Genomic DNA, 24,584 nt, shown 5'->3' on the forward strand with positions numbered 1-24,584 from the left:
CAGCGCACCCGGGCGGTGGGCGCCGTGGCCGGCCTTCCGGCCGCGCCTGAACAGGCCCGGTGGGCCTGATAGCCGGAAAGCACGTGGCGAGGCCACCTTCCCGGCAACAAAGGTCTTTCGATACAAAACAAAAGGGCAGCCAAGCGGCTGCCCTTTTTCATTTCCGACGGTGCTCGGCATGCGGCAGTGCGCCGCTCGCCCGACGTCATTCGGTATCGCTGTCCTGCTCGTCGAGCGTCTGCTTCGGCGGCGGCGGGCGCTTGCCGATCACGACGTTCACGTCGAACTCCTTGCCCTTGCGCACGACGTGCACCTTGGTCGGCGTGCCCGGCTTGATCTGCGCGACGGTGTTCAGCAGCTTCGTCGTGTCGGTGATCTCGTCGCCGTTGACCGAGACCAGGATGTCGCCCGGCTTGATGCCGGCCTTGTCGGCCGGGCCGCCCTGCAGCACGCCGGCGACGATCGCGCCCGATTTCTGCGACAGCCCGAACGACTCGGCGATTTCCGGCGTGACGTCCTGCGGTTCGACGCCGATCCAGCCGCGCGTGACCGAGCCCGTCGTGATGATGCTTTCGAGCACCGTGCGCGCGGTCGACACGGGGATGGCGAAGCCGATCCCGAGCGAGCCGCCCGAGCGCGAGTAGATCGCCGTGTTGATGCCGAGCAGGTTGCCGTTCACGTCGACCAGCGCGCCGCCCGAGTTGCCCGGGTTGATCGGTGCGTCGGTCTGGATGAAGTTCTCGAACGTGTTGATGCCGAGGTGGTTGCGGCCCAGCGCGCTGATGATCCCCATCGTGACCGTCTGGCCGACGCCGAACGGGTTGCCGATCGCGAGCACGACGTCGCCGACGCGCGACTGGTCGGAGCGGCCGAGCGTGATCGTCGGCAGGTTCGTCATGTTGATCTTCAGCACCGCGAGATCGGTCTCGGGATCGCTGCCGATCACCTTCGCGGTGGCCGTGCGGCCGTCGGCGAGCGCGACTTCGATCTGGTCGGCGCCGTCCACGACGTGCTGGTTCGTTAGAATGTAACCTTCAGGGCTCACGATAACGCCCGAGCCAAGGTTGGCAGCCGGTTCGTCCTGCTGCTTGCGGGCGTTGCGGTCGCCGAAGAAGTAGCGGAACAGCGGATCTTTCGCGCGCGGGTCGGGCGGCAGTGAGCCGTCCTTGCTGGAGAAGACGTTGACGACAGCCGGCATCGCCTTTTGCGCGGCCTCGGCGTACGACGTGGTCGCCGGCGCGCCGCCGATGCCCGGCGCGACTTCCCGCAGCGCAACGATCGGCGTGGCGAGCTGCTTGCCGAGCTGTCCTTGCCGTTGCAGCCATTGCGGCTTGAGCGTCACGACGATGAACATCAGCGCGAGCAGCACGGTAACCGCCTGCGCGAAGAACAGCCAGAAGCGTCTAAGCATCTGAATGGATTAGAGGTTTATATGGATCGGATCGAACTTGAATTGTACTTGAACAATACCCTTGAAACCGCGCGCTTCAAGGACTATTGCCCGAATGGCCTCCAGGTCGAGGGGCGCCGCAAGATCGAGAAGATCGCCACCGGCGTGACGGCGTCGGTCGCGTTTCTCGAAGCCGCGCTCGAATGGGGGGCAGATGCCGTGCTCGTCCATCACGGCTATTTCTGGCGCAACGAGCCGCCGCAGATCACGGGCCGCAAGTACCAGCGGCTGAAGCTGCTGCTCGCGAACGACCTGAACCTGTTCGCGTTCCACCTGCCGCTCGACGCGCATCCCGAATTCGGCAACAACGCGCAGCTCGGCGAGCGGCTCGGGCTGATCGGCGAGCAGCGTTTCGGCGAAGGCGACCTCGGCTGGATGGCGACGCTGCCGATGCCCGTCACGCTCGAGCACTTCGTCGCGAAGGTCGAGCGCACGCTCGGCCGCACGCCGCTCGTGCTCGGCGATTTGGACACGCAGCTGCGCCGCATCGCGTGGTGCACGGGCGCCGCGCAAAGCTATTTCGATGCGGCGATCGATGCCGGCGCCGACGTGTTCCTGACCGGCGAGGTGTCCGAATACGTGACGCATACGGCCGCCGAGAGCGGCGTCGCGTTCGTTGCGGCAGGGCACCATGCGACCGAACGCTACGGAATCCAGGCGCTGGGCGCCCACTTGTCCGAAGAATTCGATATCGAACACCTTTTTATCGATATCCATAACCCGGTCTGAATGCCGGATTTGCGGCAGCGCATCGAAATTTCGCAATGTAGCGAATGCTTAAAAGTGAAATGATTTAATCGCTCCGATAGTGGGGGAAAACCCTTAACTATCAATCACTTCGAAGGGATTTTCATCTCCGGGCCTTGTAAATGGCGACTCCATTCGAGCAAACTAGCGGCGGAATGGAAAGTCGTGACGGAAAATCCAACTCAGAAGTGGGGCGTGTGATGCGAGACAAGGAAGAGAAACGCGTCGACAGCGGCCGCCGTACCTGGCTGATTGCGACATCCGTAGCAGGTGGCGTAGGAGGCGTAGCCACCGTCATACCTTTCGCGGCGTCGCTTGCGCCGTCCGCGAAAGCGAAAGCGGCCGGTGCACCGGTCGAAGTCGACATCAGCGGACTGAAGCCCGGTGAAATGGTCACCGTGCCGTGGCGCGGCAAGCCGGTGTGGATCCTGAACCGCACCGACGCGATGCTGGCCGACGTGGTCAAGGCCGACAAGGAAGTGGCCGATCCGACCACCGAAAAGCCCTATACGATGCCGTTGCCCGCGTATTGCGCGAACGAATATCGCTCGCGGGCCGATCGCAAGAACATTCTCGTCGTGATGGCCGTGTGTACGCACCTCGGCTGCACGCCAAGCCAACGCTTCACGCCGGGTCCGCAGCCGAACCTGCCGGACGACTGGCCGGGCGGTTTCCTGTGCCCGTGCCATGGTTCGACCTACGACCTCGCCGGCCGTGTGTTCAAGAACAAGCCGGCGCCTCAGAATCTCGACATCCCGCCCTACATGTTCACGTCGGCGACGACCCTCGTGATCGGCAAGGACGAGAAAGGAGAAGCGTGATGGTCGACAACAAGGAAGTCTCCACGACAGGTCTCACCGGCTGGATCGATCAGCGCTTCCCGCTCACGTCCACCTGGAAGAAGCACGTTTCCGAGTACTACGCGCCGAAGAACTTCAACTTCTGGTACTTCTTCGGCTCCCTCGCGCTGCTGGTGCTCGTCAACCAGATCGTCACGGGCATCTTCCTGACGATGAACTACAAGCCCGACTCGACGCTCGCATTTGCGTCGGTCGAGTACATCATGCGCGAGGTGCCGTGGGGCTGGCTGATCCGCTACATGCACTCCACGGGCGCGTCGATGTTCTTCGTGGTCGTCTACCTGCACATGTTCCGCGGGCTGCTTTACGGGTCGTACCGCAAGCCGCGCGAACTCGTGTGGATCTTCGGCTGCGCGATCTTCCTGTGCCTGATGGCCGAGGCGTTCTTCGGCTACCTGCTGCCGTGGGGCCAGATGTCGTTCTGGGGCGCGCAGGTGATCGTGAACCTGTTCTCGGCGATCCCGTTCGTCGGCCCCGACCTGTCGCTGTGGATTCGCGGCGACTACGTGGTGTCGGACGTCACGCTGAACCGCTTCTTCGCGTTCCACGTGATCGCGATTCCGCTCGTGCTGGTCGGCCTCGTGATCGCGCACCTGGTCGCGCTGCACGAAGTGGGCTCGAACAACCCGGACGGCATCGAGATCAAGGCGAAGAAGGACGCGAACGGCGTGCCGCTCGACGGCATTCCGTTCCATCCGTACTACTCGGTGCACGATTTCCTCGGCGTGTGCGTGTTCCTGATGGTGTTCGCGCTGATCGTGTTCTTCTCGCCGGAGATGGGCGGCTACTTCCTCGAGGCGAACAACTTCGTCCCGGCGAACCCGCTGCAGACGCCGCCCGAGATCGCGCCGGTCTGGTACTTCACTGCGTTCTACGCGATGCTGCGCGCAACCACCGACCCGTTCAAGATCGTGCTGATGATCGTGATCGCACTGCTCGGCGTGCTCGCGCTGATCCGCGCGCGCGGCAAGTGGAAGGCCGGGCTGCCGGTGCTGGCCGCGGCGATCGTCGTGTTCATGTACCTGACGGAGTCGAAGTTCTGGGGCGTCGTCGTGATGGGTTCGGCGGTGATCACGCTGTTCTTCCTGCCGTGGCTCGACCGCAGCCCGGTGAAGTCGATCCGCTACCGGCCGCTGTTCCACAAGGTGTTCCTCGGGATCTTCGTCGCCGCGTTCCTGACCCTCGCGTTCCTCGGCACACGGCCGCCATCGCCGGTCGCGACGCTGATCGCGCAGGGCTGTGCACTGATCTACTTCGCGTTCTTCCTCGGCATGCCCGTCTGGACGCCGCTTGGTACGTTCAAGCAGCCGCCGGAGCGGGTGCGCTTCAAGCCCCATTAACGTGAGCGAGGAGAGAACGACATGAAGAAACTGCTTTCGACACTCGCGCTGATCGGGGCGACCGCGTGTGCGCTGCTGGTGGCGCCGGCGGTTCGGGCGGAAGGTAATTTTCCGCTCGACCGGGCGCCCGATAACACGGAAAATCTCGTTTCGCTTCAGCACGGCGCGCAATTGTTTGTAAACTATTGCCTGAACTGCCACAGCGCGAACCTGATGCGCTACAACCGTCTGACGGATCTGGGCATATCCCAGAAGGAGATCGAAACGAATCTCCTGTTCACGACCGACAAGGTCGGGAGCACGATGTCCGTCGCGATGCGCCCTGAAGACGCGAAGAACTGGCTCGGCACCTCGCCGCCCGACCTGTCGGTCGAGGAGCGGGCGCGCGGCCGCGACTGGCTGTATACGTATCTGCGCAGCTTCTATCGCGACGATACACGGCCGACCGGCTGGAACAACGCGGTGTTCGAGAACGTCGGCATGCCCCATGTCCTGTGGCAGATGCAGGGGCAGCGCACCGCCAAATTCGAAGACAAGACGGACGAGGAGACGGGCGAGAAGGTCCATACGCTCGTCGGCTTCCAGCAGGTCACGCCGGGGACACTGTCCGCGGTGGATTATGATGCTGCGGTTGCCGACCTGGTGGCGTACATGACCTGGATGTCCGAGCCGGCTCAGCAGACCCGCAAACGCCTCGGCGTATGGGTGCTGATCTTTCTCGGTGTCCTGACTTTCCTGGCCTGGCGGCTCAATGCCGCATACTGGAAAGATATCAAGTAATCACGCCTGACCGGCGTGGGGCCGGCGCAAGGTGGAACCCCGGAAGGGGTTCGCCGCGTGCCGGCCCTCGGCTTTTTTGAGGAAACGCAAACATGATGGTTCTGTATTCCGGCACAACTTGCCCGTTCTCCCAGCGTTGCCGGCTGGTGCTGTTCGAGAAGGGCATGGACTTCGAAATCCGTGACGTCGACCTGTTCAACAAGCCGGAAGACATTTCGGTGATGAACCCGTACGGTCAGGTGCCGATCCTGGTCGAGCGCGACCTGATCCTGTACGAATCGAACATCATCAACGAGTACATCGACGAGCGCTTCCCGCATCCGCAACTGATGCCGGCCGACCCCGTGCAGCGCGCACGTGCACGCCTGTTCCTGCTCAACTTCGAGAAGGAACTGTTCGTCCACGTCAGCACGCTCGAGAACGAGAAGGGCAAGGCAGCGGAGAAGAACCACGAGAAGGCACGCCTCGCGATCCGCGATCGCCTGACGCAGCTCGCGCCGATCTTCGTGAAGAACAAGTACATGCTCGGCGAAGAGTTCTCGATGCTCGACGTCGCGATCGCACCGCTGCTGTGGCGCCTGGATCACTACGGCATCGAGCTGTCGAAGAACGCCGCGCCGCTGATGAAGTACGCGGAACGGATCTTCAGCCGTCCGGCGTATATCGAAGCACTGACGCCGTCCGAAAAGGTCATGCGTCGTTAATGTTGCTGGCATGACGGAGAGGGCGGTGCGGCGTGCCGCGCCCCCGCTCCGGGTTCGAGGATTGTGATGCAAGAGATTTCAACGAAGCCTTATCTGCTGCGCGCGCTGTACGAGTGGTGCACCGATAACGGTTACACGCCGCATATCGCGGTGAGGGTCGACAACTCGACGCGCGTGCCGCGTCAGTTCGTGCGTGACGGCGAGATCGTGCTCAACATCAGCTTCGAGGCGACGAGCCAGTTGCAGATGGGCAACGAGTGGATCGAATTCACGGCCCGGTTCTCCGGGAAAGCGCACAAGATCGAGATTCCGGTTGCCAACGTGCTCGCGATCTATGCGCGCGAGAACGGGCAGGGCATGGCGTTCCAGGTCGATGCGGTCGCGGGCGAAGGCGAGGATTCTGGCGCGTTCGACGACGAAGCTGCGCAGGCCGACGACGTGCAGCGTGACGAGTCTTCGTCGACGCTGACGCCGGTTGCCGAGCGCGGCGCGAACGAGGAACCGTCCGAAGGTGCAGACGAACCGCCGAAAACCGACGGCGACGGCTCGAAAGGTGGCAGCAGACCTCGCCTCAAGATCGTGAAATGAGGTAGAATCTCGCGCTACGCCGGCTTAGCTCATCTGGTAGAGCAGTTGATTTGTAATCATCAGGTGGCGGGTTCGAGTCCTGCAGCCGGCACCATATCTGACAAGGGGTTACGCGATGTTTGCGTAGCCCCTTCGCGTTTCCGGAACATCGCTCGCCTGTCCAGCACGGCGCGGCGGTGCTCGCAGGCCCGCTCGTTCGCGATTACGAACGGGCACGAACGGGTACGAATGGGCTGCGGTGCGAAGACCAGCCGCCGCCGGGCCGGCGCAATCCGCAACGACAATTCCGACAGGAATCGACCGTGAAGTCCTCTCGAATTCCCGAGCTTGACCTGTTTCGCTTCGTTGCCGCAGTGGCCGTCGTGTTCTTTCACTACGCGTTCCGGGGATACGCGGCCGACGACATGACCACCATGCACTATCCGGCACTCGAGCCGGTCGCGAAGTACGGCTACCTCGGCGTGCACCTGTTTTTCATGATCAGCGGTTTCGTGATCCTGATGACGGCGGGTGACGGAAGCATCAAGCGGTTCATCGCGTCGCGCGCCTCCCGCCTGCTGCCGGCTTTCTGGGCCTGCTGCACGATCACCTTTCTCGTGACGCTCGCGATCGGGGGCGATCGTTTCGTTGCGACGTGGCCGCAATACCTCGTGAACATGGTGATGCTCGGCGGCGGATTCGGCACCGACTCGATCGACGGCGCGTATTGGTCCCTGGGGGCGGAGCTGCGGTTCTACCGGCTGGTCGGGATCCTGCTCCTCATTGGCCAGATCCGTCGCGCCGAGCGCTGGCTGTTCGCGTGGCTGATTGCGACGGTGTGGGTCGAGTGGCACCAGATCGTCAAGCTCCAGGCGTTCCTGGTCACGGATTATGCGGGCTTCTTCATCGCGGGTGCCGCCATCTTCCTGATCCGCGAGCGTGGCCTGTCGCCCTCGCGCATCCTGCTCGTCGGTGCGGCCTGGGTGCTGTCGCTTTACCACGAATCCCGACTCCTGCCGTATTTCAGCGAGCACCTCAAGCATCCGCTGAATCCGGCAATCGTGGCGATCGTGATGACCGCGTTCTTCGTCGTGATGCTCGTGCTCGCGTTGCGTCGCACGCCGATGCTCGCGAGCCCGCGGTGGGTCTGGTTCGGCGCGGTCAGCTACCCGCTGTACCTGATTCATCAGCACGTCGGCTACATGCTGTTCAATCGAGTGGGCACGGCTGTCGATCAGGTCGCGATGTTTTGGGTCGTGGTCGCAGCGGCGATCGTGGCCGCGCTGTTGGTGCACGTGGTCGTCGAGAAGCCCATTGCGGGCCCGCTCAAACGTGGGCTGCTGCACGTGTTCGACGCGTTGCAACGCTGCTTGCCGGTGCTGCCAGGACGTCGGCCGCGGAGCAACGACGATCGGCGTGACGATCTTCCGGGGCAAGCGCCTCGCACTTAGCGCACCGCCTTGCCCGGGTGTCGGTGGCTTGACGGGTGTCGTCAGGCGCTTCTGGCGGCTGATCTGCGGAGCGGTAGATACAGCGTGTTCGCGCGAACGTGCTGGATGTGGCGCGGCTTTGCAAATGCGCCGTCCATGTTCTGTCGGAACGTGATCCTGTTGCCCCGGTCGCAAGCCAACACCGGTTGGCCGACGAGGTGCGTGGCGAGACGATTGCCGCGGTGATCTGCGATTCGGGGTTGAAGGATCTGTCGACGGACCTTGGGGCGGCTGATTGCGTATGGCGGCGCGGCGCGCTCGTGCTCGAATGTTGCCGGATCCGCGAGATTCGACTGTATTCACGCGCAATATTCCGAAACATAGGGCGACGCAATGTTTGCATGGCCCTTTGCCGTATTCAAGTTTCCTTTGCTAGGGACGTGTTCGGTAGCCCGCGTGAATATTCGTGTCGACGTTTTTTCGGGCGCTCATTTTTTAAAATCGTTGCTTGGTACTGCTGAGATATTTATAAAAATCGGGTGGATGAATCAAGATCGATATTTATCTTGTCCTGCAGGTGGATTGTCACGATGGGTATCATGTGCAGCTGGAGTGTTTTCGCAGCACATATGCCTCGAGGCGAATTGAGCGCGGGAGAATGGATGAAGCGACTGTTGATAGTGCCAACCCTGGAAGCCGTTCTGGCGTTTGTTGTGTCGATCATCGTGACGGTGACGCCTGCGCGTGCGGATACCGTAATGCAGAAAGATGCCGCAGTGTCGAATACGAACGAAGGTGTTGCGCGGTTTGTAGCGCAAGTTGTCGGACTCGAGTGGTTGAATCCATTGCAGCGACGCGACTATCCGACGGAATGGCAGGTTCTCTGGACAATGGGGCTTGTCCAGCCGAACAAGAACGACGATATGGTTCGGACGATGCCGCAGAAGTTTTCGAAGCTCCAGTCAATTGGTGCGCTGGTATACGGCAACCACGGAGAGGAAACGTTCAAAGGCTTTTATCACAAATACGTCAGTAAGCTGCTTGGGTTGTTCGGTGATCGCTATGTGATGAACGCCAAGTATTTCTACACGGTCAAGTCCAGGAATAAAGATGACTGGCGTGAGTTGGCGGGAATGCGTATCGAGTTAGCCATCCCGCAGCGGCTCGATCCGGTAGAGGCAAAGACGTTCCTCCAAAGCGAATTCATCGACAACTATGAGATTGGAAATCCGTCAGCCAAAGATCTCTGGAGTCGGGATACCCCGCCGGACGTCCACGTCAACCAGGGTGGTGCAAACGCGGGTTTCACGTCGCTGAACCGTGCACTGGATTACCTGCAGGCGAACCCGGACAAGAGCGCGTGGGTGATGAACTGGGACGCACCGAGCTTCCCGCCGAAAGACGCGCAGATCAACGAGAACATGGTGGTGCTGTTTCTCGTCGGGCCGAACTTCAAGACGGAGCGTGAGCCGCTGGCGTGGATCGGTCGAGCGGCGACGGGCGACGTCAGGGACTACGAGGCGAGGGCCGGCACTACGCGTGCGGTGCAGGCGTGGAAGGCCACGATCGACAGCGCGGCGCGCAACGCGGGCGTGACGGTGCCGTCGCTGAACTTCGTGGTGCACGATGCAGGCCGCGGAGGCGAGGCGGCGTCGGAGCGGATCGGCGCGTTGTCGCAGACGTTGACGGAAGTGCTGCCGGACTACAACTTCAGCAAGCAGACGTTCAATACGCCGGCACTGCTGGGTCCGATGGGAGCCGGTACGGCATTGACGGACGTGGTGCTGGCGATCGGGCGAGCGAATCACCTTGGTGAGAAGGTGCTGGTGGTAGGGACGACGGATGCGCAGCATCCGACGGCGGTGGTGGTGGTGCCGCCGTCGAAAATCACGGCGATCGATCCGGACAAGGACTGGTTCCGCGCACGGGGCGAGAACAATGCGTATCTGCCGTGGTGGGGGCGTCGCCACGACACCGACTACGGCATGCAGGGCTATTCCTACTGACCGGATCCTGCCAGTCGGATTCGACTGACGATGTAGCCAGCGGTGATTGAGCTAGCGAAGCGGCGCAACGTTACGAAGATCGCGAAATCCTGCGAATGCGCGCATGACGTGACGGTCGCGAAGGCAACATGAAGGGCGAAGACGGCACGAGCGATGTGCCGGAGGGTTACCCGGAATGGCACAACGACAGCTCGAGTGCTTTCGCTGGACATAAGCCTCATGGCGAATTGAGCATGGGAGATTGGATGAAGCGAATGTTGATAGTGCCGTCCTTGGCGGCGATTCTGACGTTTGTGGTATCGACCATCATGACGGCAACGCCTGCGCAAGCGGCGACTGTGACGCAGAAAGATGCCGAAGTATTGGTTGCGAGCGAAAGCGCTTCGCCGTTCATTGCGCAAGTCGTCGGGCTCGAGTGGCTGAACCCACTGCAGCGGCGTGACTATCCAACTGAATGGCAGGTTTTGTGGACCATGGGGCTCGCTAAACCCAATAAAAACGACGACATGGTTCGGACGGATCCGAAGTCGTTTACGACGCTACAGTCGGTCGCCGGGGTGGCGTATGGCAATCAAGGCACTGAAACGTTCCAAGGTTTTTACCACAAATACGTTAGTAAGCTTCTCGGGTTGTTCGGTGATCGCTATGTGATGAACGCCAAGTATTTCTACACGGTCAAGTCCAGGAATAAGGATGACTGGCGCGAGTTGGCCGGTATCCGTGTGGAGTTTGCCGTGCCGGATAGATTGAATGCTGGCGAGGCTCAGGCCTATCTGCAACAGAGCATCGTCAGTGAATTCAACATCGGGAATAAATATTTCCTGGATCTCTGGAGCAAGAACACGCCCCCCGACGTCCACGTCAACCAGGGCGGTGCAAACGCCGGCTTCACGTCGCTGAACCGCGCACTGGAGTACCTGCAGGCGAACCCGGACAAGAGCGCCTGGGTGATGAACTGGGACGCGCCGAGCTTCCCGCCGAAAGACGCGCAGATCAACGAGAACATGGTGGTGCTGTTTCTCGTCGGGCCGAACTTCAAGACGGAGCGTGAGCCGCTGGCGTGGATCGGTCGAGCGGCGACGAGCAACGTCAAGGACTACGAGGCAAAGGCCGGCGCCACGCGTACGGTACAGGCGTGGAAGGCCACGATCGACAGTGCGGCGCGCAACGCGGGCGTGACGGTGCCGTCGCTGAACTTCGTGGTGCACGATGCAGGCCGCGGAGGCGAGGCGGCGTCGGAGCGGATCGGCGCGTTGTCGCAGACGTTGACGGAAGTGCTGCCGGACTACAGCTTCAGCAAGCAGACGTTCAATACGCCGGCACTGCTGGGTCCGATGGGAGCCGGTACGGCATTGACGGACGTGGTGCTTGCAATCGGTCGAGCGAATCACCTGGACGAGAAGGTGCTGGTGGCGGGGACGACGGATGAGCAGCATCCGACGGCGGTGGTGGTGGTTCCGCCATCGAAAATCACGCCGATCGATCCGGACAAGGACTGGTTCCGCGCGCGGGGCGAGAACAATGCGTATCTGCCGTGGTGGGGACGTCGCAATGACACCAACTACGGCATGCAAGGCTATTCCTACTGATCGGATCCTGCCAGTCGGATTCGACTGACGATGTAGCCAGAGGTGATCGCGCTAGCGACGCGTCTCAATGTTATGAAGATCACGCGATCCTGCGAATGCGCGCGCGCCGTGACGGTCGCCCGGCGTAGGTGGGCGACGGAGGCAACATGAAGGGCGAAGACGGCACGAGCGATGTGCCGGAGGGTTACCCGGAATGGCACAACGACAGCTTGGGTGCTTTCGCTGGGCATAAGCCTCATGGCGAATTGAGCATGGGAGATTGGATGAAGCGAGTGTTGATAGTGCCATCGATGGTTGGGATTCTGACGTTTGTGGTGTCGACGATCATGATGGCTGCGCCAGTACAGGCGGCTACTCCGGCGCAAAAAGACACAACGGTTGCGAATGCGGGCGATAGTGCGACGCCGTTCGTAGCGCAGGTTGTAGGGCTGCAGTGGTTGAATCCGTTGCAGCGTCGTGACTATCCGACGGAATGGCAGGTTCTCTGGACAATGGGTCTTGTCCAGCCGAACAAGAACGACGATATGGTTCGGACGATGCCGCAGAAATTTTCGAAGCTCCAGTCAATTGGTGCGCTGGTATACGGCAACCACGGAGAGGAAACATTCAACGGCTTCTATCACAAATACGTCGGTAAAGTGCTCGGACTGTTCGGTGATCGCTATGTGATGAACGCCAAGTATTTCTACACGGTCAAGTCCAGGAATAAGGATGACTGGCGCGAGTTGGCCGGTATCCGTGTGGAGTTTGCCGTGCCGGATAGATTGAATGCTGGCGAGGCTCAGGCCTATCTGCAACAGAGCATCGTCAGTGAATTCAACATCGGGAATAAATATTTCCTGGATCTCTGGAGCAAGAACACGCCCCCCGACGTCCACGTCAACCAGGGCGGTGCAAACGCCGGCTTCACGTCGCTGAACCGCGCACTGGAGTACCTGCAGGCGAACCCGGACAAGAGCGCCTGGGTGATGAACTGGGACGCGCCGAGCTTCCCGCCGAAAGACGCGCAGATCAACGAGAACATGGTGGTGCTGTTTCTCGTCGGGCCGAACTTCAAGACGGAGCGTGAGCCGCTGGCGTGGATCGGTCGAGCGGCGACGAGCAACGTCAAGGACTACGAGGCAAAGGCCGGCGCCACGCGTACGGTACAGGCGTGGAAGGCCACGATCGACAGTGCGGCGCGCAACGCGGGCGTGACGGTGCCATCGTTGAACTTCGTGGTGCATGACGCGGGCGGCGGCGAAGCATCGTCGGAACGGATCGGCGCGTTGTCGCAGACACTGACGGAAGTGCTGCCGGACTACAACTTTCGCGAGCAGACATTCAATACGCCGGCGCTTCTAGGCCCGATGGGCGCTGGTACGGCATTAACGGACGTGGTGCTTGCAATCGGTCGAGCGAATCACCTGGACGAGAAGGTGCTGGTGGCGGGGACGACGGATGCGCAGCACCCGACGGCGGTGGTGGTGGTTCCGCCATCGAGAATCACGCCGATCGATCCGGACAAGGACTGGTTCCGCGCGCGGGGCGAGAACAATGCGTATCTGCCGTGGTGGGGACGTCGCCACGACACCAACTACGGCATGCAGGGCTATTCCTACTGACGACCGGATAACCACCATGCGAGGAATCATTCGAGTGGGCGACGTCCACAGTCACCGTGGCTATGGCGAGACGGAGGCGTCAAACGGCGACGCCATGGGCCGTGCGCGTGCACGTGTCGGTGACCGCTGTACGTGCCCGTTACATGGTGTCGAAACTAATTTGAAGCGCCAAACTTCTTCCGCTTCTCATTCAACGTAGCCAGCGCGTTATCCAGGCCGTCCCAATTATTGGCGGCCTCGTTGATTGCTTCGTATAGCAAATCATAGGCTTTGTCTTGGCTGGCATAAGTGTTCATTATGGTATGTCCGGCGGTATAGTCGTTGATACCCAATCCGGTTTTCCTGTCGGCGACGGTCAAAAGCGCCCAGCCATACGACATGCCGGCAAGAACGGAGGCGTCGCCGCTAATATTGATGACAGCATTGGCGCGCTTCAGTTTCTCGCAAACGACATCGAAATTTCGGAAATTCCAGCCTCGACTTTGAAGCAATTTCCCGACGGTATCGCTTCGATTGCTTGTAATCGAGCATTGAGCCATCGCCGATTGAGCGGCTGTAAAGATCAAGGCCGCCAGCAGAATTTTCCTCATATCGTCTCCCAAAATAGCCGAGGTTTCTTTAAAAAATACGGGCCCCAATCCGATTGGTTATCGGATGTTGTCGGGCATTCGATCGTGGGTGTCGTGAATGTTGGGCCGAGGCAATACCTACGCCGCGCCGAACCTGGGCAAGCTGCCGCGCCCGGTGGCCCCGATATTCACCAAACAATCGCCTTACTATCGGATTCTTTTAAAGAAACTTGAGGGTTGGACGCTGCTCGGAGCCCGGTCTTCCGGGTTGACAAGGTGATCGTCAGCAGCGAAAGCCATTTCGCCTACGTCCCTGCGCCGATCTGCATCACATGCGCGGCGCGCAGCGCCTCGCCGAGTACCTTTCCCATCGCCGCCCCGCATTGCTTCGCGAGACTGTCGGAATCGACGCACGTGTCGCCATCGGCGCGCGCCTTGTAGATCGGCTTGAACGTGTAGCGCGTCCCCGCCGGCTTTTCGCCGGTCGGCGCGACCGGCGTCATCTTGACGTCGGATACGGTCATCTGCCACGTCGCACTCACGGGCGTGTCGTTGCGGCGCAAGTCGGACGCCGTGTACAGGCGAACCACGTGACTCGGATGCATCGCGTCCAGCGCATGCGGTATCGGATCGACGAACTTCATCACGTCGAGCTCGACGAGCTGCGTCGGGATGTCCGTCAGCGTGCCCTGGATGCCTTCGCCGAGTCCTGCCAGATAGGCGCGGCCCTCGCTGCCGAATGACGGCGAATCGAAGATCTTGCCGTCCACGACGATCAGGATCCCGCTCGCGTGCGTCGGCGTGATGCCGGCCACGCTCTCGTCGACGAGATTCGGCGTGGTCACGCAGCCGCTCACGAGCGCTGCGACCACGCACGTTGTCATTCCACGTAGTGTTTTCATGACGGGTCAGCCGGATGGGGCGTCGTGCTTGGGCGATGCCACGCCGCCGAATGCGGGATGTTCGCGTGATTGTGTTGGATGCGGCACGGTTTGCCAACGCGTCGTCCACGATCTGTCAGAACGTAATCCTGTCGCCCCGGCCGCCAGCCGACTCCCATCACATCTGCCTGAACAACCCCGCATACGCCCGACTGACCGGCAGCATCTCCCGCTGCCCGTGCACGCGAATCCGCAACCTTCCCAACAGATCGCGCTCGACACGATCGATCGCTGCATACGCAACGATCACGCCGCGATGCACCTGCGCGAACCGCTCCGGATCGAGCCGCTGCATCAGTTCCTTCAACGGCGTGCGGATCACGAGCCGTTCGCCGGCCGTGACCACTTCCGTGTATTTCTCCGATGCCTGGAAATACAGCACGTCATCGACCGATACGAGCCGCGTCGCATCCTTCACGCCCACGGTCAGCCAGCGGATCGGCGCCGCGTCTCTCGCTTGCGCCGCCTGCGTGAGCGCATCGGTTTGCGCGAGCGCCGGCCCGCCGCGCTGCAGCTTCGCGATACAGCGCAGCAGCCGCTCGTCCGTCACCGGCTTCAGCAGGTAGTCGACCGCGGCACGATCGAACGCATCGACCGCATATTCGTCGTAGGCCGTGACGAACACGACATGCACGTCGGGTACGAGCGCAGCGAGCTTCAGCCCGTCGATGCCGGGCATGCGGATGTCGAGAAACGCGATGTCCGGGCGTGGCGACGCGTTCAGCGCGGCCAGCGTTTCGATGCCGTTGCGCGGCATCGCGACGATGTCCAGTTCGGGCCAGAGCGTGCCCAGCCGCTGCGCGAGCGACGCGGACAGGTTCGGTTCGTCATCGGCGATGAGGGCGGTCGGCATGTCAGTCGATCGGAATCAGCAGGGTCGCGGTGACGCCATGCGCGGCGGCGGCGTTGGTCTCGACGGAGACGCGGCCGCGCTCGCCGTGCAGCGTCCGGATGCGCGCCATCACGTTGGCCAGCCCGACGCCGCCATGCAGGCGCGTGTCGCCGTTGCCGAGGCCGACACCCGTATCGATCACGTTCAGTTCGAGCCGGTCGCCGCGCATCCGGCCGCGAATCACGATCACGCCGCCGTCGATCGACGGCTCGATTCCGTGCAGCAGCGCATTTTCGACGAGCGGTTGCAGCAGCAGCGGCGAGAACGGCAGCGCGTGCAGATCCGCCGGCACGTCGATCGCATACGAAAGCCGCTCGCCGAGCCGGATCGACGCGATCTTCAGCAACGCCTCGACGAGTTCGAGCTCCTCGCCGAGCGTCGACGTCGCATCGCGCGTGCGTCGCAGGCTCGCACGGAGGTAGCGGTTCAGGCTGTCGAGCATCGTCGATGCGCGAGCCGGATCGCGCTCGATCAGGCTCTGCACGTTCGCGAGCGTATTGAACAGAAAGTGCGGCTCGATCTGCGCCTGCAACAGCGCCAGGCGCGCGGCCGTCTCGGCCTGGCGCGCTTCGGCGGCTTCGCGGCGCTCGGTCTCGAGCGTCGCACGCATGCGCATGGACTGCAGGAACAGCGACACGCACACGAACAGGATCGCCGAGATGAGCAACGACGGCCCGTAGTTGTCCCACGTTCCGATGCGGGCGCGCCCGAACACGTGCGGCACGTTCCCGCCGACGATCGTTGCCGAGATCTCGAAACCGATAAGTACGCTGGCCGGCGCGATCACGACGGTCTTCAGTGCGAGCCCCGGCTTGCGCGGCAGCAGCCGGTCGGCGGCATAGCTGAACAGCAGCGCGCAGAAACCGATCGCGTTGGCGACGACGAGGTAGGGCAGCAGCGGTTCGTTGAAATGGATGGCCCAGAACCCCAGCCCGACGACCGAGTTGAAGCACGCAAACGCGAGCAGCGCGGCGGGATCGCGCAGCAGCCGCGGCGCGGCGCCGGCGGGTGGCTGCGGAATCGGCGATGGGTCGGATGTGGCTCGCATGGTGTCGGGTGAGGGAAGGCGCGCGATGCGCGGATGGCCTGACCTTACTGCCGGTCGGGCCGACCGCGTGCGTATTGCGACGAACGGCGCGCGGCTTCGACGAAGTGCTTCGGCCGCCGACGGTTGGCCCGTTTCCGTCACGAGTGTAGTGGAAGGGGCTGCGGAAGGACACGGGATGTTGCCGGTTTCGCGTCGGGCACGACGCGCCGACTGTCCCGGCGAAGGCGGACCTTTGGGTCCGTCCGAACGACGCCGGTTGCCGGATGCGTGCGCGCATCGGTCGTCCCGATCCGCTGAACGATCGTCGCCGCGACGCGCAACTCGTCTGCGAATTCCTGCCTCCCGTCGCAAACCGTACCGCCTGTCGGGGCCGGGCAGTACGGTGTTGCCGTGTCCACTTCTATCAGGCGACTCCGACCATGTCCACGCTCCTTCACCTGAAGCCTTACGTGTACGTCATGTTCTGCGTGCTGCTCTATATCGGCATCAAGCGCTGTTTCCCGCGCGAGGTGCCGGCTGCACGACCGCTGATCTCGCCGGTCGCTTTCGGCATGCTCGGGATCGTCAGCCTGAACGGACTCTTCCCGCATGCCGGCATCGACGCGAACGCGATCGCACTGGCAACCGTCCTGGGGGGAGCGGCGCTGGGCTGGCTGCACGCGGGCCGGTGGCGGCTCGAGTACCGTCCGGCGTCGTCGGGCCTGCGCGTGCGCCTGCCCGGCGACGCGAGCCTGCTCGTCACGCTGATGCTGACGTTCGTCGCCGAAACGGGCATCCATTACGCGGTCGCCGTGCATGCACCGTGGGCGGCGACGAGCGGCTTCGTGATGCTGTCGTTCGCGGTATGGGGCGTGCTCATCGGGATGACGCTTGGGCGCGCGGTGAACGTGGTCGTGCGCTGCATGCGCCATGCGAACGGATCGGGGCGTGGGGGTTTCCCGTATTCGGTCGATCCGCGATGAAGGGCGCGAAACGGCCCGCGAGCGGGCAACTGACGGCCTGACAAGCGATGCGGCTCGTCTTCGTCAATCGTAGGGGCATCGAACCGGAACGGCGTATGACGCGCATCGATTTGCGCCCCGTTTTCCTGTCACGGTCGCGTCATGGTGCGCCCATAACGTTGCACGTTCCCGTCGCGGCGGCACCGCCGGACCGGGAACGTGCGCAACCCGCTCGCGACGACGTGCCCGCGTCGCAGTCGGGGGCCGATCGGGATCTCGCTCCCGGCGGCGCAGCGGTCATGCATCGCGCCATTTCATTCGAAAATACGATCGACGCCGGCTCGAACCGGACCGCGGACGATCAGGAGACAGGGACCATGCTGAGTCCGCATGAATTCTCGATGCTGTTGCGCGTCGCGCGTGCGCCGGACAGCGTCGATCCGTCGAATCCGGCCTTCGCCGTGCTGGTCGAGAAGCGGCTGGTCGACGATACGCAGGTGCGCATGAATGCCGTGGCCGCGCGCCCGGCGCTGACACCGATCGGCCAGATGCTGCTGGCGCGCTTCGACGAAGCGGCCTGAGGCGGCGCGTCACGCCTTCATCGAGACGAAGGGCGTGACGCGTTGCAGTGCCGGGCCGCTTACTGCGCGACCGGCACGGTCACATCGCTGCCGAACCAGTGCATCGAGATCTTCTTCAGCGTGCCGTCCTTGCGCAGCGAATCGAGCGCGTCGTTGATCGCCTTCTCGAACTTCGGGTTGCCCTTGCGGAACGGGATCGCCATTTCCTGCTTGCCGCCGTTCAGCACCGCGCCCGCGCGCAGCGGCAGGTTCGACGTCTTGATCATGTACGGCAGCATCAGGCGGTCGTCGAGCGTCGCCTCGATCCGGCCCGCGGCGAGGTCGCGCAGCTTCTCCGGCGCGCCCGGATACGTCTGCACCTCGATGCCCGGCACGGTGCGTGCCATCTGGTCATAGTTGGTACCGAGCGTCACACCGAGCTTCTTGCCCTTGAAGTCGTCGAGCGACTTGAAGTTGCGCGTGTCGTCCTTGCGCTGGATCAGCTGCGCGGCCGAGTACGTGTACGGCTGGCTGAAGTCGAGCGCTTCCTTGCGCTGCGGCGTGATCGTGACCTGGTTGACGATCACGTCGAACTTGCCGGCCTGCAGGCCGGCGATGATGCCGCTCCATTCGGTCGGGACGAACTGCGTCTTCACGCCGAGCTTGCCGGCGACGGCGTTCGCGACGTCGACGTCGAAGCCCTCGAGCTGGCCCGACGTGCCGCGCGAGTTGAACGGCGGATAGGTGCCTTCGAGGCCGACCCGGAGCACGCCGGCTTTCTTGACCGAGTCGAGCAGGTCGTCCGCGTGCGCGGCGACCGCCGTGAAGCCGAGGGCCGACGCAAGCAGCAGGCCCGATAGCAGGAACTTCGAACGTTTCATCGCAGATCTCCAGTGGTCAGCGGGGAGTGGGGTAAGCGCCGGGCACCGGTCGGGCGCGGCGGGCCGCAATACGGGCACGTAGACACTACTCGCAACCGCGCCGCGCCGGAAGTCGAATTGGCCCTGATTGAGATCGATTTCATGGATGTGGCGGACGGCTGGCGTGGCTGCTGCCCACCCTACGTTCCCTATTTCGAAAACATCGGGTTCAATGGAAAGACGCCAATGCGAACCGAAAAGAATCGGGGATAGGAGGTAGCGTGGAACGTAAATTGGTGGACTATCCGATGCATGCCCCGTTAGTGAGGCAAATCTACGACGCATTGATCCATGACCACTTTGAGGAACTGGTGCGCCAGGGACTCGCCGCACCAGGCACGGCATCGGAGTACCGAGCTGCGCTGAGATCCTGCTTGTGTGGGGAGGCGGTCCGTCCGATCCCGGATGAGGCGCTGATGAATGGGTATGTATTCGAAATTGGCGGACACCAATCGGACGGGCTATCCATCGAGGTACCCATCTTCTCGGAAGGGGGGCGTTCGGACGCGTTCATGATCCTTCGAGTGAAGAAGGACAACGCGGCACAGCCGACGCTGTATCTGTACGACATACTGGTGCCGTGACGCGGGCTCTGGAGAGCGAAATAGACAGGGCTGCGCGATAACTGACACCGGTACGATGATCCGGCGTCGTGGCGCTACGTGTCGAAGGATCCGATCGGACTCGCGAGGGGGCAACGTCTTCCAGTACGCACCCAATCCGGTGCAGTGGATCGATCCGCTTGGGCTGAATGGTCAGCTTCTTCCCCGGGGCCGCTGGGGGTAACTCGATTGATAACCACCGTTTGAAAGAGCCAGCAAAAAGGTCAATCCACCCAGGATTTCCGTCCTGCCTGGTTGTTGTTCCTGATGCAGTTCAACAGATGAGGGATGCCTTTCCGAAGGCTACGGGTTTGCTGAAGGCTGCAGAAACTGTTGCATCAGGTACGGCGCCTCTATGGGTGCACGCGATGGCCACCGTGTAGCTGGATGTGGTGACGTTGAACGTGTAGACGGTGGCCAAGGCTGCGCTGGCCGGTGTGGATGCATATCCAAATGCAAATCGAGCATCAGAACTCTAAAAGGTTGCAGAGATTCTCGGCAATCGTGGTGAATCTGGTGCGACTCATATTTCTAATTAAACAGCGATGGTGATCCAGTTTTCTGAAATTATTGATGCGCTGCTGCAGTTTAATGGTGGTGATCCAGGTAGGTTGATCCGCGGTGAGGATGAAAGCAAGCTGCGGCTCGAGGGTGGGGGCTTCGATGTTGTGGGGGAAGGTTCTGATTTTCATGCGTATGAAAAACATATACATGTTAATCATGGGAATAGGGAAATTAATTCGCTGTATAAGTTATATTACCTCGGGGCGGATTGTGTTGGAGGTTCGGTCGATTTTGGCCCGGGTGTAGGGTTGATGGCTTTGCTCAAGAAAATTTCGGGTGGGCGTAAATTCAGTTCGCTGAGGGATGATGCTCATCTCTATTTCTCTGATGACAGAAAAGATGGCGCAATTGTGTTGGGTAAGTATTCAGTTATCCGGTTCGGTCGAAGAAACGTAAGGTCGGGGTATGCGGTCCTGGGGGTGGATTATGCGTCCGTTGGAAACGAAAAATTGATAACGCGGGGTATAGCGGCCACAATGGATCGGCTCGATGAGAAGCCGTTGGGTAGTTTCAGGAAATATTCTCCCGAGTACGGGAAATTGGTCCATCTCTACTTCAGCTGATTGTGCTGACGTGAAGTATGGAGGCTCGTTTCGCCAGCGCTATTCGCATAGTCCGCAATCTCGCGATATGGGATTTTCAGAACGTCGACACTGACTATCGGTAGCGCTCACGCTCCGTGCTTCGTTCGCAGTCTGAGTCCTCCGTACCTTCCGGGGCCCGAAGGAAGGTGATGCCGGGAAATTGAGAATCAAACTGCTAATCGATTCAGGAGTCGCCACGATGGCGTAGATTTGCTTCTTGAGCGGTGCTCAAAAGCAAGTGCTATCGTTCATATCCAGGTACACCAAGCGGCAAGATCAAGGTTTATACAGTCATGGGAGGTGCGTGTGAGCTATAGCCAAGATGATATTCTGGAGTTGGTGACCAGGTATCCAAGTGACTACTCGTTCAGAGGTGATTGCTTCAAGATATTTGGTCTGGCTTTGGCTGAATTTAAGAAGTTGTCGAAGGATCAGTGGCCTTTAAGCTGCTACAAAGTTTCGGTCGATATTGGAGGCGGTGAGAGTTTGGTCTCGGTCACATTTACCCCTCTTCCGGCATATGAAGTCGATGGGGTGCCATTTGAGGTTGCGGACCAGGGAATGTATCGGAATGGACGTGGTGTAACGTATATTTACGCGATCGAAGGTGAGGCGCTTCTCAAGACGGTCTACATGCGTTAGTGGAAATGGGCTGAATTTGCCGCCCTTGGTTCATTCTGCGGTAGTGATAAGCCAACCTTGTAAGGCGGGCGCTTTGATATCGACGGAGCGAAGCTCGTTTATCACGATGCAACGGGCGAAGTCTCGAGTATCCGCTGCCGAGTGCGGGAAGCACGCATGATGACCCGCCCGAGGGTCACGCGCTACCGTGACTTGATGTGCGGACATACGCTGCTCGAAGCGTACGAACGACATGCCCATGTTTTTGTCTCGCCTTCGTCAAGGACTGCACCGGCAATCAGGTGACGCATCGACTACGACGCTGAACCGCGACTGTAACTAATAGGTGATGGGGGCTCGAATGACGATCATGGTCAAAGCGCAATTTGTTGAGACGAGTCTCAGCGATGATGAAGGACGTTCGTCCTTGTTCATCAAGTGGGGACCTGCCGGTCAATATATCGATCTTGCGCGAGAGGAGAGTGGAGGCAAGATTTATTGCGAGCTTTTCGATCAAGCTAATGGTGCTGAATTTGAGTCAATTAGATTCAATTACTCGGAAAACCTGCTTGTTCTTGAGGTGACTCCACCGGAAGCATTCGTGCGAGCGCAAGCCGAGCACAGGGTCGAAATTGCCTTGGATGGGGCGAGTGTCGGCGGACGAGAACTGAAAAACTGCCTGCGACATCTGTTTCGCGCTGATTGAACTACGGGTCACGAATGCGCGGCCGATCGGCGTTATGCGAAATGAAGGGGGCGAGATGATCGGTCTCACGAGGTCGTGCGATACGTCCGTGCCAAGGTGCCAGGCCACAAACCCACAAGTCTCGTGCACACTCGTTTCGCGTGCGTGCGTGCGTGCGTGCGTGCGTGCGTGCGTGCGTGCGTGCGTGCGTGCGTGCGTGCGTCGCGAAGAAATTGGAACTCCTTCATTGTCATGAGTGCATTTTCGTTCTTAAGCATATGTGTCGCCATTGGCTTTGCTGTCGTGTGGTCGATCATTCTTCTGAGAAGAATTGCGGGGCGGAGGAAAGTTGCCGGGAGCGATGTGGCGAAGTGGATCAAGAATGTTGTCGATTCGCTCTTCGGGATGGGATAGTGCGGCAAGCCGATCTCATGCCGCTGTGATTTGCAGATGCAGCTTCCAGGCCAGGCCTCAGTGCACGTCCATCACGAAAATGGAGAAAGAATAAATGGACACCCCGAAGACAAGGAGCCCCCATGATTCACATTTTGACTGGGAGAGGTTTTCACGCTTCGTGATCGATTCGTATGGGAGTTTCGAGTCGCCGGACTACTCTTTCGTAAAATTGCATTTTTCGGCAGAAAAATACCCTGACGTGATTCGGTTTCTTGAGGGGAACTACGATTTCTCGGAAGATACGGAACCCAACTCCGACGTGAGTTATGGGTATTTGTTGACGGGTGATGCCGATGATTTCGTATTGCGGGTGTCGCTTGTTGGCCCGTACTATTACTTGTCGTCATTGTCACCGGATGGAAGTCAAAGGTCACCAAATATTGATTCTCCGGTAATCAATTCCATGAGCCCGTTGATACGGCATATGAGGCGGGTTGGCATGATCTTCACCCCTGTTGACGTGTTGAATAAGAGGTTTGCTTTCGGTGGTCAGTATTCGAGCGCCTATTCGATTATTTATTGTTACGGGGATGAGCCATCCTGGATACAACGCTAGAAGATGTGGCGTCTTTCGTGAGCACTTGAGGTAGCCGGTCATTTTCGAAAAATTGAGTTGAGAATTGAACGGAACGATGGGCTGGCGGGAGACTATTTGGATGGTCCGCGAGCGCCGCGCTCTCTGTGCGATTGACGGGGCCATGTCACGAAATTGGGACGGAGCGCCATGTTGCAACACAGTTGCAGCGTCAGGGGTGTGTAGGTGGCGCATATGCAGCGAAGCGTCGAGCCAAGTGTTCAACTAGGAGGTGCTGGCGTGAGTAAGTGGGTTGCGGAAGACATGCTGCTCGAGATATCCAAAATATGTAAATGTTTCTCGGAAAATAATTTCGAGAAATTGATTTCCGATGGAAATCTCGACATCAAGGCATCGGAGGGCATCAAGCGAGGGATTTTGGAGTATCTGTGTGGGGACGTTCTGGATGAACGTGCGCTAAAAAGGGTTGGCATTCCTGATCGCGAATACATCATTGAGCGCGCTAATTTATATGAAATAAACCCTGAGGCACCATCGGATTTCAGTAAGAGAATTCAGCTTGATTTGATAATAGATGGCGTTGAGAGTGATCTGACTCTTGTTGTATACGCATATAAGCGGGTTGAAGGGAGTGGCATTCGCGTCTATGGTGTTCGGACGTTGTAGGGTGGGTGAGATATTGCGATCGAAATGGAAATTTCGCGCTTCTGGGTCCGTCGTTCTTGGCGAGAGCGTGCTGCCGAGATTGTTGCTGGCAGCGCAAATGCGACAATCACGGATCGTATGCACCGGTACGTAATTGTTGCCGGGCAGCTATACGTCGGGCAGCGGTACGGGATTCACTTCAGCGAGTTGAGAAATGAAAAGGGGTGAGATTTTCATCGCGGATGCGCAGATCCAATCCTTCACTTATCAAGATGGGGGGCTGGCAGTACTTGTCCGGGCCGACGGCGGACTATTTAAGGTTGTTTTCCACAGGGTCCTTGGCATGAAGGCTCTTTCCCCGGAGGGGCAAGATTTGTCGCATTTGGCCGAGAGCAAGGAGGGGGCTTATCTTTTTGCTATATGTGAAGCCGCGGAGGAACTGGCCGATGGGTTCAGAGAGTTCAGCTTTGTCTCGGCCTGGACCGACGAGCCGCTATTGACCGTAGTCGCCGTTGACGTTCAGGTCTCAAGGGTGGTGAGTTAGATAGGAAGCCCCTCGCTTGCGTGCGAGACGCACAGCGCGAGAATCGCATATTGGAGGGTAAGGTGAGTGAGGTTGACGTAAAGTGGGTCGTCTTCTCTTCCTTCGTCGGATCGGTGCGTGACGGAGTGCGAGCGATTGCATACGACTTCGATTCGGATCTGATCGAAATCTATGTCTATCTGGCTAGAGAGCCTGATGAAGAGGATGGTGAGATCGTGGATGCGGCGATTGCGGAAATCATGGCATCCTGCCCGCAATTCAATCGGCAGAAGATAGAGATTTCAAAGAGCAGTGAGCCGATCGGAAAGCTGCGATCATATAAGGGGTGGATTTTTGCGCGATATGAAGGATAGTTGGCGTCTGTGTGAGAGGCAGATTTCACGCGGTGTTCAGGAGTGTG

The 24,584-nt window shown here is 60.2% G+C and carries 26 protein-coding genes and 1 tRNA gene; 21 read left to right on the plus strand and 6 right to left on the minus strand.

From position 1 onward, the window contains the following. Positions 1 to 205 precede the first annotated feature (205 nt). On the minus strand, positions 206 to 1,411 hold the full coding sequence (locus G3N61_RS10875) for a Do family serine endopeptidase (RefSeq protein WP_043191754.1): 1,206 nt from the start codon (positions 1,409 to 1,411) through the stop codon (positions 206 to 208). 21 nt (positions 1,412 to 1,432) lie between these two features. On the opposite strand from G3N61_RS10875, the gene G3N61_RS10880 reads away from it, so the two are divergent. The 11 genes from G3N61_RS10880 to G3N61_RS10930 all read left to right on the plus strand — a co-directional run bounded on the left by G3N61_RS10880 (position 1,433) and on the right by G3N61_RS10930 (position 13,077). Next, positions 1,433 to 2,179 carry a Nif3-like dinuclear metal center hexameric protein gene (locus tag G3N61_RS10880; RefSeq protein WP_089449776.1) on the plus strand — a complete coding sequence of 249 codons (747 nt, stop codon included), beginning with the start codon at positions 1,433 to 1,435 and terminating at the stop codon, positions 2,177 to 2,179. Positions 2,180 to 2,397: 218 nt separating this feature from the next. Beyond that, positions 2,398 to 3,018: a ubiquinol-cytochrome c reductase iron-sulfur subunit gene (gene petA / locus G3N61_RS10885; protein ID WP_011350741.1), complete on the plus strand. Its 621-nt coding sequence runs from the start codon at positions 2,398 to 2,400 to the stop codon at positions 3,016 to 3,018. Continuing rightward, entirely contained in the window at positions 3,015 to 4,397 is a 1,383-nt protein-coding gene (locus tag G3N61_RS10890) for a cytochrome bc complex cytochrome b subunit (RefSeq protein ID WP_205822377.1), read from the plus strand. The genes petA and G3N61_RS10890 overlap by 4 nt, the downstream gene beginning before the upstream one ends. Positions 4,398 to 4,418: 21 nt before the next feature. Then, positions 4,419 to 5,177, plus strand: coding sequence for a cytochrome c1 (locus G3N61_RS10895; protein ID WP_043191744.1), 759 nt, complete (start codon positions 4,419 to 4,421; stop codon positions 5,175 to 5,177). A 92-nt stretch (positions 5,178 to 5,269) separates the two neighbouring features. After that, on the plus strand, positions 5,270 to 5,881 hold the full coding sequence (locus G3N61_RS10900) for a glutathione S-transferase N-terminal domain-containing protein (protein WP_006400565.1): 612 nt from the start codon (positions 5,270 to 5,272) through the stop codon (positions 5,879 to 5,881). Between the two features lie 66 nt (positions 5,882 to 5,947). Continuing rightward, complete coding sequence (locus G3N61_RS10905) at positions 5,948 to 6,469, plus strand: ClpXP protease specificity-enhancing factor (protein ID WP_043191742.1); 522 nt, start codon at positions 5,948 to 5,950, stop codon at positions 6,467 to 6,469. Between the two features lie 18 nt (positions 6,470 to 6,487). Then, positions 6,488 to 6,563: transfer RNA gene (locus G3N61_RS10910), tRNA-Thr, on the plus strand. Positions 6,564 to 6,771: 208 nt separating this feature from the next. Then, positions 6,772 to 7,899 carry an acyltransferase gene (locus G3N61_RS10915; protein WP_301768793.1) on the plus strand — a complete coding sequence of 376 codons (1,128 nt, stop codon included), beginning with the start codon at positions 6,772 to 6,774 and terminating at the stop codon, positions 7,897 to 7,899. Between the two features lie 608 nt (positions 7,900 to 8,507). Next, positions 8,508 to 9,884 carry a virulence factor gene (locus G3N61_RS10920; protein ID WP_241017693.1) on the plus strand — a complete coding sequence of 459 codons (1,377 nt, stop codon included), beginning with the start codon at positions 8,508 to 8,510 and terminating at the stop codon, positions 9,882 to 9,884. A gap of 233 nt (positions 9,885 to 10,117) precedes the next feature. Continuing rightward, a complete protein-coding gene (locus tag G3N61_RS10925) occupies positions 10,118 to 11,473 on the plus strand; it encodes a virulence factor (RefSeq protein ID WP_241017694.1) in 1,356 nt (451 codons plus the stop codon). Between the two features lie 146 nt (positions 11,474 to 11,619). Continuing rightward, positions 11,620 to 13,077 carry a virulence factor gene (locus G3N61_RS10930; protein ID WP_241017687.1) on the plus strand — a complete coding sequence of 486 codons (1,458 nt, stop codon included), beginning with the start codon at positions 11,620 to 11,622 and terminating at the stop codon, positions 13,075 to 13,077. A 155-nt stretch (positions 13,078 to 13,232) separates the two neighbouring features. Here the strand turns inward: G3N61_RS10930 and G3N61_RS10935 are convergent, their stop codons facing one another. From G3N61_RS10935 to G3N61_RS10950, 4 genes are all read right to left on the minus strand, one after another. Beyond that, the gene (locus tag G3N61_RS10935) at positions 13,233 to 13,667 is read right to left on the minus strand and encodes a hypothetical protein (RefSeq protein WP_143330950.1); all 435 of its coding nucleotides are present in this window, start codon (positions 13,665 to 13,667) and stop codon (positions 13,233 to 13,235) included. A 284-nt stretch (positions 13,668 to 13,951) separates the two neighbouring features. Beyond that, on the minus strand, positions 13,952 to 14,518 hold the full coding sequence (locus G3N61_RS10940; protein ID WP_205822379.1) for a hypothetical protein: 567 nt from the start codon (positions 14,516 to 14,518) through the stop codon (positions 13,952 to 13,954). Between the two features lie 187 nt (positions 14,519 to 14,705). Next, entirely contained in the window at positions 14,706 to 15,440 is a 735-nt protein-coding gene (locus G3N61_RS10945) for a LytTR family DNA-binding domain-containing protein (protein WP_089449784.1), read from the minus strand. Between the two features lies 1 nt (position 15,441). After that, the gene (locus tag G3N61_RS10950; RefSeq protein WP_089449785.1) at positions 15,442 to 16,527 is read right to left on the minus strand and encodes a histidine kinase; all 1,086 of its coding nucleotides are present in this window, start codon (positions 16,525 to 16,527) and stop codon (positions 15,442 to 15,444) included. A gap of 419 nt (positions 16,528 to 16,946) precedes the next feature. On the opposite strand from G3N61_RS10950, the gene G3N61_RS10955 reads away from it, so the two are divergent. After that, positions 16,947 to 17,489: a hypothetical protein gene (locus G3N61_RS10955; protein WP_089449786.1), complete on the plus strand. Its 543-nt coding sequence runs from the start codon at positions 16,947 to 16,949 to the stop codon at positions 17,487 to 17,489. 356 nt (positions 17,490 to 17,845) lie between these two features. Further along, positions 17,846 to 18,049 carry a hypothetical protein gene (locus G3N61_RS10960; RefSeq protein ID WP_011350748.1) on the plus strand — a complete coding sequence of 68 codons (204 nt, stop codon included), beginning with the start codon at positions 17,846 to 17,848 and terminating at the stop codon, positions 18,047 to 18,049. Positions 18,050 to 18,108: 59 nt separating this feature from the next. Here the strand turns inward: G3N61_RS10960 and G3N61_RS10965 are convergent, their stop codons facing one another. After that, complete coding sequence (locus tag G3N61_RS10965) at positions 18,109 to 18,909, minus strand: transporter substrate-binding domain-containing protein (protein WP_089449787.1); 801 nt, start codon at positions 18,907 to 18,909, stop codon at positions 18,109 to 18,111. Between the two features lie 260 nt (positions 18,910 to 19,169). Here G3N61_RS10965 and G3N61_RS10970 point away from each other — a divergent pair, with 260 nt between their 5' ends. The 8 genes from G3N61_RS10970 (at position 19,170) to G3N61_RS11005 (ending at position 24,537) form a co-directional block, all read left to right on the plus strand. Then, entirely contained in the window at positions 19,170 to 19,532 is a 363-nt protein-coding gene (locus G3N61_RS10970) for a hypothetical protein (protein WP_205822380.1), read from the plus strand. A gap of 563 nt (positions 19,533 to 20,095) precedes the next feature. Then, positions 20,096 to 20,677, plus strand: coding sequence for a hypothetical protein (locus G3N61_RS10975; protein WP_205822381.1), 582 nt, complete (start codon positions 20,096 to 20,098; stop codon positions 20,675 to 20,677). Between the two features lie 327 nt (positions 20,678 to 21,004). Further along, the gene (locus G3N61_RS10980; RefSeq protein ID WP_155292087.1) at positions 21,005 to 21,340 is read left to right on the plus strand and encodes a hypothetical protein; all 336 of its coding nucleotides are present in this window, start codon (positions 21,005 to 21,007) and stop codon (positions 21,338 to 21,340) included. Positions 21,341 to 21,680: 340 nt separating this feature from the next. Further along, positions 21,681 to 22,025, plus strand: coding sequence for a hypothetical protein (locus G3N61_RS10985; RefSeq protein WP_205822382.1), 345 nt, complete (start codon positions 21,681 to 21,683; stop codon positions 22,023 to 22,025). Between the two features lie 487 nt (positions 22,026 to 22,512). After that, a complete protein-coding gene (locus tag G3N61_RS10990) occupies positions 22,513 to 23,016 on the plus strand; it encodes a hypothetical protein (protein ID WP_205822383.1) in 504 nt (167 codons plus the stop codon). Between the two features lie 258 nt (positions 23,017 to 23,274). Continuing rightward, positions 23,275 to 23,661 carry a hypothetical protein gene (locus G3N61_RS10995; RefSeq protein ID WP_205822384.1) on the plus strand — a complete coding sequence of 129 codons (387 nt, stop codon included), beginning with the start codon at positions 23,275 to 23,277 and terminating at the stop codon, positions 23,659 to 23,661. A 193-nt stretch (positions 23,662 to 23,854) separates the two neighbouring features. Then, positions 23,855 to 24,184 (plus strand): hypothetical protein, encoded by a 330-nt coding sequence (locus tag G3N61_RS11000; protein ID WP_205822385.1) that lies wholly within the window; start codon positions 23,855 to 23,857, stop codon positions 24,182 to 24,184. A 62-nt stretch (positions 24,185 to 24,246) separates the two neighbouring features. Further along, positions 24,247 to 24,537, plus strand: coding sequence for a hypothetical protein (locus tag G3N61_RS11005; RefSeq protein WP_205822386.1), 291 nt, complete (start codon positions 24,247 to 24,249; stop codon positions 24,535 to 24,537). Positions 24,538 to 24,584: the final 47 nt, after the last annotated feature.

Origin of the sequence: Burkholderia sp. Ac-20349 (assembly GCF_017104865.1) — a bacterium.
GTDB classification, from domain to species: Bacteria; Pseudomonadota; Gammaproteobacteria; order Burkholderiales; family Burkholderiaceae; genus Burkholderia; species Burkholderia aenigmatica.